We start from the raw sequence: 7,080 nt of genomic DNA on the forward strand, positions 1-7,080 counted from the left end.
GGCTGCCGCCGCCCCGTCACGGTGCACATAGGCCGGCTCAAAAGCCTGGCGGATCACCGCCGGCGTGGTACTGGAAAGACCAAACTCCGTGGAGGCACGGATGCTGGCGCTGGTCTGCTTGAATGTGCGGGGTTTCCCCTGAATGATGTTCATATCGCGGTACCCGCGATAAACGACGGGACCTGCCGTGCCCCGTACCCTGCCTTTGTTGTCTACTTTTGCCATAACGCTGTTTCTCTTTTCAGAACAAGGTAGAGCAGCAGAAAGGCTGGTGACGATTTTTCCGCGATTCTTTCCAAAATCTTCTCGATTTGAGCGCATTTTGCACTAAGAATCACAAGATCTTCAGCTTAGAGATTCTTTATATGCCAGGCTATCGGCGGGGATGAAAAGAAGTGATAAGTCCGGCTTTAACAGGGTACAGTCGGACTTATCTCGGGATGAAGGGTGCATGTTATGGGCTGTATATAGAACTAAATCGAAAGTTTTCCGGAAAGTAGTATTTTTCAGGCTGAGTTGATTTGCATATATTAAAGGATCGATGAAGTATACTAACCGGTGATTTTGCGAGCCTTTAATTTCCTAGCGGCCTCTTCTTTATCAAAAGATTGGAACCCATCTAATTTCGAAATATTATTAAGCTCGGTCTCAAAACCCTTTTGCCAAAGCTGCTCTATTAACTGCTCATCGGTTCCAGATAAGTCATTAATGGTAATTTTGTTGGTTTGGATTGCCATTTTGAGTATTGTCGCTAGTCTGTGGTTTGCAAAAAGATATTCAGGGCGCCTGAAATATTCTTTGTCTAGTATTTCGTACTGCTTCACGAACCAGTCACAGTCCCTACCTCCTCGAAACCCTGTAAATAACTCCATTCGTATCATCCGACACCAGAAGTGACCCATCAGTGTGTACCGCAACACCGACCAGCCTTCCGAAATGCGCTCTGTTGTCGTTGATCAGAAAACCGGTCAGGAAATCTTCAAACCGCACGGGCTTTCCGTTCTCGAAGCGTAAGCGCACCACCTTGTACCCGGCTGGCACACTCCTGTTCCATGATCCCCTCATAGCAACGAACGCATCGTTTCTGTATTCGGCCGGAAAAGCATTGCCGTTATAGAACGCCATCTGCATCGGGGCGGCATGTGCCTGATAGGTTAGCGAGGGGAAGGTTGTTAATTTGGAGTACTGGCTGTAAGTAGTATCTCCTTCCGGACGATCGCTCGGATTGTACTTGCCTTCTCCGTGAATGTAGGGCCAGCCATAGTTGCCATTTTCCTTGATCAGGTTCAGCTCTTCGACTTGCTCTTCATCTCCCAGCCAGTCAATGCCATGATCCATACCCCAGAATTCTGAGGTTTCGGGATGCCATCCAAATCCTATGGTATTCCGGAGTCCTTTGGCAAATACCTTCTTATTCGTTCCGTCGGGGTTGCTGCGTACCATCGTCGCATTCATTTTATTGGGCTCGGGACAGGAGTTGCAGGTGCTGCCGACAGAGATGTAAAGGAGGCCGTCGGGACCGATAGCCAATGTCCGGTTCGGGTGTTGTCCGCCGTCGGGAAGATCGCTGATGATCATGCGCGGGCCACTCAGCGTGCCATCGCTGTTGATGTCGGCTACATAGACTTCCCGGACCGCTGCTATATACATCTTTGACCCCTGGATGGCCAGACCGTGGGCTTGCTTAATATTGGCTACTGTGGTCTTTGATTCGGATACGCCGTCGCCATTCTGGTCCTTCAACATCATCACGGTGCCTGCCTCCCGGTCGGAAGCGTAGACATTTCCGCTACTGCTGACGGCCAGGATCCTCGGCTTTCCCAGATCACCCGCAAACTTATTCAGCGCGAAGCCTTCGGGAACTTTCAGTTGCGCGATATTGGCATCGGAAGCCGGAGCCAATGCCGGCCTGAACACATATCCTTTGATCTCTGCGGATGTGGCTTCATCCTCCGTTTCGGGGATAATGGAACTCCAGAAGTCGTCATCATCACTGCAGCTGTACACCAATCCGGTGGACACGGCAACAATGGACAGGGCTTTTATCCATGCTTTCATAAATAGTTAGTTGCTAGTAAATTACAACTATCAACAGTAAATAAATACGATTGTTTACCAAAATAGCTCTATGGGAGAGCTCAAACGGCTATTTATAGTAACCCCCTTGCTCCAGCATTAACAGATGCGGCCTATCTTTTTTTGGCACATCCAGTCACCTCATTCTTTGTTATTGTGATTTGTCTTTTTTATCGAATAGAATGAATAACACGTTAGGCACGCGATCATCAAAACGCATCCCAGCAACCCAACAGACCCTGGCCACTCCATACCCTTGAAAAGCACTTCCGCCAGAAGCGTAAAAAAGATGGTGGTCACCTGTGTTGCCTCAACCGTCGCAAGGGCCACAGGATTGTTTTTAACGAGCTGTATGGCTCTATAAAACAAGACACTCCCCAGCACACCCGATAATAAAGCGGCAAACAACGAAGTGATCAGTTGATACTTGCCCGGCAGCCCGCTTTCGAGGAATCCGAACATAGCTAATACGATCAGTGAAGGCAGGCTACCTACCGTCATTCCTAAAACCCGCTGAAGGGAATTCAGTTGTATATTTTTAAACTCCATCGTCAACATAAGCTTCCTGTTCCCCAAGGGCCATAAAAATGCCGCTATTAAGGAGAAAATGAGGCTTAAACCCACTCCCCTGCCATCACTTATGAACCTGATTCTGTCGATTTGCATGATAGCTATACAGACAACAAGCACCGAGGAAAGAATGAAAGCGTTAGCCGGGATTTTAGCCCTGTGATCTTTATATATGATGGGCGACAGTAGCAAGCCGGCGAGAATGGTGGTTTCAAAACCGGCTGCAACCAACCAACCGGGTCCGAAAAGAGAAGCGTAAGTCAGGAATCCGTAGAATATACCGAAACTAACGTTTCCCCAGATAATAAACATATTGCCATGGCTTCTAAAGATACGCGCCAGGGGTTTCGCTTGTTTGCGCGCCACAACGATTATCAAAAGCATTGGCAATAGAAGGAGATACCGCAAAGAAGCTGTCCAGGCCCAATGGCTGCCATTTGAAGCCATCAAACTATTCACAATTAAGCCGGCAGAAAGAAAAAAATTTGCTAATAAGCCTAAAAGCACTGCTTTGATTACTTTGTTGTCTTTCACCATATTGCTCTGTAAGTGTTTATTACTCGAAAAATCAGGGCATACCAGTGGCATACGGCGGTTTTAGCCCCAGTTTACATGGAATGCAACAAGCTCTTAAATTTTCACCGCGACTAACGAAACACCCTTCTCCGCCGTTTATACTTTACATAGTGGGGTTGAAAGAACAATACGACTCCAGTGATGAGCAACGCAAACAGGATAATCCCTGTAGGCAGGCTTACGAGGTATTTTACCTTATCATGGAAAAATGTTCCGTCATGCAAAGCTTCAATGATGTCTGACCTACGATATGCTACATGCAAAACTGCAGACGTTTTCGTATCCAGCTGCACTTCATAACCGTTTGCAACGGCTACTTTAGCAATGCCTTTAGATGGTTGTATATCCACCCTCTTTATATCTTTCCAGGTCACTACCTCTGCTTCGCTCACCAAACTTACTGACTTAAGGAGTTGATCGAAACTGATCGAAGGCACTGTATCCAACCCTTTTTTAGTAGGCGGCTGTATCCAGCTAATATCCTTTTTTAGCAATAAAAGTATTCCGCTGCTTAGTACAATCAGCAAGGGAAGAGCGATAATAATTGATCCCCATGAATGAACTTTCCTATTGAGTACCGTTAATTTCATACCGTTATATGTCTGATCTTACCAACTTCGTTTGCACTTTACCTCATCAGGACCTGTCAAAACTAACTATTTATGAGATTACAGTCAAACCACTGTTCCATAACGCTATTTTTTACTGCAACTGATGCGATTTACCCCATTTATTCCTTTTCTAAAACAAATATTTATCTATAAATCAGAAAATATTCAATAAAAAATAAAGATAAGAGACAATAAACAAACAGATTGAACGGATATTTTAAATCTATTCAGTATTTTAAGCTTATGAATACAAATATTGCAGTATACATTGCTGAAAATTAATACATTTAAGGTAATTAATCTATTATTTAACGACCGATCACTTTGAGCAAACTTAACATGGAGAATTTAGACGAAATTGATAAGACTATCCTAAAACATCTTCAGGAAAACGCGAAAATAACCACCAAGGAACTGGCGTCTATTTTGAATCTGACGGTATCTCCGGTGTATGAACGCATCAAGCGGCTTGAATCGTTGAATTACATCAAACAATATGTAGCTATCTTAAATAAAAATCTACTGCAACAACCTATAACGACCCTATGCCAAGTCTCTATGCGATATCATAATGAAGCTTTCATAGAAAAGTTCGAGCGTGAAATTCAGAGTCTGGATGAAGTTCAGGAATGTTACCACATGGCGGGACAGGTTGATTTCTTGCTGAAGATAAATGTTGGCAGTTTAGATGAGTACCATGATTTCGTTAAGTACAAATTATCGAAAATCGACAATATCGGAACATCAAACAGCACGTTCGTTCTTAAAGAAATTAAACACACTCATGCATTCAACCTGAAGACGTTACTCTGCTGGTGCTCACTCGTGCTGTCTGACATCAGCGCCTTTATGGCTGAAGTCAGCCTGGAAGTTTCGACTCTCTAGAACGATACCTTGCTGTCAGCTGCGTCAGCATGGCAAAGGTCATTTTATCAAGGTCGAAATGCGACTTCCATCCCCATTGGCGTGCGGCCTCTGAGTCATCAATTGATTTCGGCCAGGAATCAGCTATTTCCTGTCTGTAATCAGGCAAATAGCTGATCTTGAAATCAGGATAATATTTTAAAATCGAGGCAGCGACCTGGGCGGGTGTAAAACTCATTCCGGCCAAATTATATGATGTTCTTGTTTTTATCAGGCTGGCATCGGCCTCCATGAGCTCAATAGTACCCCTCACGACATCGTCAATATAAATCATGGGAAGCTCTGAGTCTGGTTGCAGAAAGCACGTGTATGCTTCTTTCAATACGGCTTTATGATATATTTCTACCGCATAATCAGTGGTACCGCCTCCGGGCATTGACTGGTAGCTAACAACACCGGGATATCTGATCGAACGGATATCCAGCTTATACTTTTTGAAATAATAGTTATTCCAATTTTCTGCAGCTGCCTTACTAACGCCGTATACTGTGGACGGATCGAGATATGCTGACTGCGGAGCTTTCAGCGCGGGAGCAGATTCGCCGAAAACAGCTATGGAACTGGGCATAAAGATTTTTTTTACACCATTGGCGCGTGCGGCCTCGAATACATTCAACATGGACGTCATGTTGATATTCCATGCCGAGATCGGATCCAATTCGCCTTTAGCAGACAATATTGCTACCAGGTGATAGATTTGCGTGACCTTATATTTCTTGATGATGCTGGCCAGCGATTCTCCATTTGTAGCATCCATTATTTCAACGATTCCGTTTGTTTTGAAGGGAACTATATCTGCGGCAACTACGTAATCTGCTCCATAATTTTTTTGCAGCTGCGGCAACAAGGCGTTTCCGATCTGGCCATTGGCACCAATTACTAATACAACATCATGTGTCATGTAAGAGAATCTAGGTGAGACGATATAAATGAGTTTCCTGCGCCTGGTAAAGAGACTACTCAATGAGCTATCTCTTTACCAGGCGTCAGATTTGATTTTCAGGATCGGGGGTTTTCAGATGGTCAGGCCTGAAGCAAACTTTTTGATCGTCTTAGTTTTCATCAGATTATTCAGATCTTCAACCTGTTTGTTAATTTCCGAGGAAAGTTCGTCGAAAACTTTGTAGGAATCGTCCGTAGGTTTGGCTTCACCACTTTCTACGATACGCTGAAGGGTTCCCATCTTGTTATTTAATTTTATCGGGAAATTCAGCGGGTCCTGATTACTTTTGTTTTTCACCTGATAAAGGGTCTCTTCAATTCCGTTCAGCTTCGAAATAATGCCTGGATCGTTAAATCCTGCTTTTTTCATCTTCTCTTTAAGGCTTCTGATCTTTATTACAGCCTCGTTCGCTTTCGAAGTTTCGTCGCGGATTTTTGTGGCTAGCTTAAATTGCTCCTGAAGGTCAGCAACGGTTACATTTTTGATTCTGGGATCAACTCTTATCTCGAAAGGCTGACTCAAGGTTTCTCCGGCAGTGGTGATCCGCACCTGATATTGCCCCGGCGGCGCTATCGGCCCGTTCTGAGGCCTTGCCGACCACAATATCATGCCTTTGAAAACCTTAGCTCCTGGATAACGAAGGTCCCAATTGAATACATTCAAACCTTTCGTCATAGTTGGTGCTTTCGCCGCCGGAACGGCGAACTCATCGTCATCTGCTTCGCCATCTGCTTCGCCTGACTTTTGCTTTGGTTTTTCACCATCGAATGATTGTATTACTTTGCCATCCGGATCAAGAATCTCTATTTTAAGCTTATCCGCGTCTTTATTCAGATAGTACGCAAAAACCGCATTCTGAACCTTTCTGACCGCATAATATGGCTTAAACAGATGCACGGGTTTCTGTGCGATTTCGGGCGCAAACTCTCTTATTGGAGAAATATCGTCCAGGATATACATGGATCTTCCGTGGGTCGCAATCGCAATGTCCTTTTCTGTTACTACAATATCAGAAACCTGTGTATTGGGTAAATTTAGCTGTAGGGGGTTCCAATATTCGCCGTCATCATAAGAAACCATCATTCCGTGTTCTGTCCCGGCGTAAAGCAAACCCGGCTTGGTGATATCTTCTCTAACCGCATGCACAAAAGAGCCGGCGGGAATTCCGCTTACTATCTTTTTCCATGTTTTACCATAGTCATCCGTTTTAAAAATATATGGCTCCCTGTCGTTCATCTGATAGCGTTTTACTGCCACATAGGCTGTTCCGGCCTTATGCCTGGACGCGTCTATTATGCTGATCCTCGAATGCTTTGCTAGTCCCGGTGGCGTAATATTTTCCCAGCTCTTGCCATGATTACGTGTAATGTGGATCATTCC

Annotated in this window: 7 protein-coding genes and 1 pseudogene; 1 reads left to right on the plus strand and 7 read right to left on the minus strand. The window is 44.7% G+C overall.

Annotated features, from left to right (window positions below):
- From ACKI5J_RS09495 to ACKI5J_RS09515, 5 genes and pseudogenes are all read right to left on the minus strand, one after another.
- Positions 1–225: pseudogene (locus ACKI5J_RS09495) on the minus strand (hypothetical protein); the annotation flags it as partial.
- 326 nt (positions 226–551) lie between these two features.
- Complete coding sequence (locus ACKI5J_RS09500; protein WP_407428862.1) at positions 552–824, minus strand: hypothetical protein; 273 nt, start codon at positions 822–824, stop codon at positions 552–554.
- A 16-nt stretch (positions 825–840) separates the two neighbouring features.
- Positions 841–2,058 (minus strand): PQQ-dependent sugar dehydrogenase, encoded by a 1,218-nt coding sequence (locus ACKI5J_RS09505; RefSeq protein WP_407428864.1) that lies wholly within the window; start codon positions 2,056–2,058, stop codon positions 841–843.
- A gap of 159 nt (positions 2,059–2,217) precedes the next feature.
- Positions 2,218–3,183, minus strand: a complete 966-nt coding sequence (locus ACKI5J_RS09510; protein ID WP_407428866.1) for a multidrug resistance efflux transporter family protein — start codon at positions 3,181–3,183, stop codon at positions 2,218–2,220.
- Between the two features lie 110 nt (positions 3,184–3,293).
- Positions 3,294–3,812, minus strand: coding sequence for a PepSY domain-containing protein (locus ACKI5J_RS09515; protein ID WP_407428868.1), 519 nt, complete (start codon positions 3,810–3,812; stop codon positions 3,294–3,296).
- A gap of 345 nt (positions 3,813–4,157) precedes the next feature.
- Between ACKI5J_RS09515 and ACKI5J_RS09520 the strand changes: the two genes are divergently transcribed.
- On the plus strand, positions 4,158–4,718 hold the full coding sequence (locus ACKI5J_RS09520; protein ID WP_407428870.1) for an Lrp/AsnC family transcriptional regulator: 561 nt from the start codon (positions 4,158–4,160) through the stop codon (positions 4,716–4,718).
- Here the strand turns inward: ACKI5J_RS09520 and ACKI5J_RS09525 are convergent.
- A complete protein-coding gene (locus ACKI5J_RS09525; protein ID WP_407428872.1) occupies positions 4,693–5,658 on the minus strand; it encodes an NAD-dependent epimerase/dehydratase family protein in 966 nt (321 codons plus the stop codon). The genes ACKI5J_RS09520 and ACKI5J_RS09525 overlap by 26 nt on opposite strands.
- A 114-nt stretch (positions 5,659–5,772) precedes the next feature.
- Positions 5,773–7,080: hypothetical protein (locus tag ACKI5J_RS09530; RefSeq protein WP_407428874.1), on the minus strand; the 1,308-nt coding region annotated here is incomplete at its 5' end.

This window comes from Arcticibacter sp., assembly GCF_045629565.1.
Classification (GTDB): domain Bacteria; phylum Bacteroidota; class Bacteroidia; order Sphingobacteriales; family Sphingobacteriaceae; genus Arcticibacter.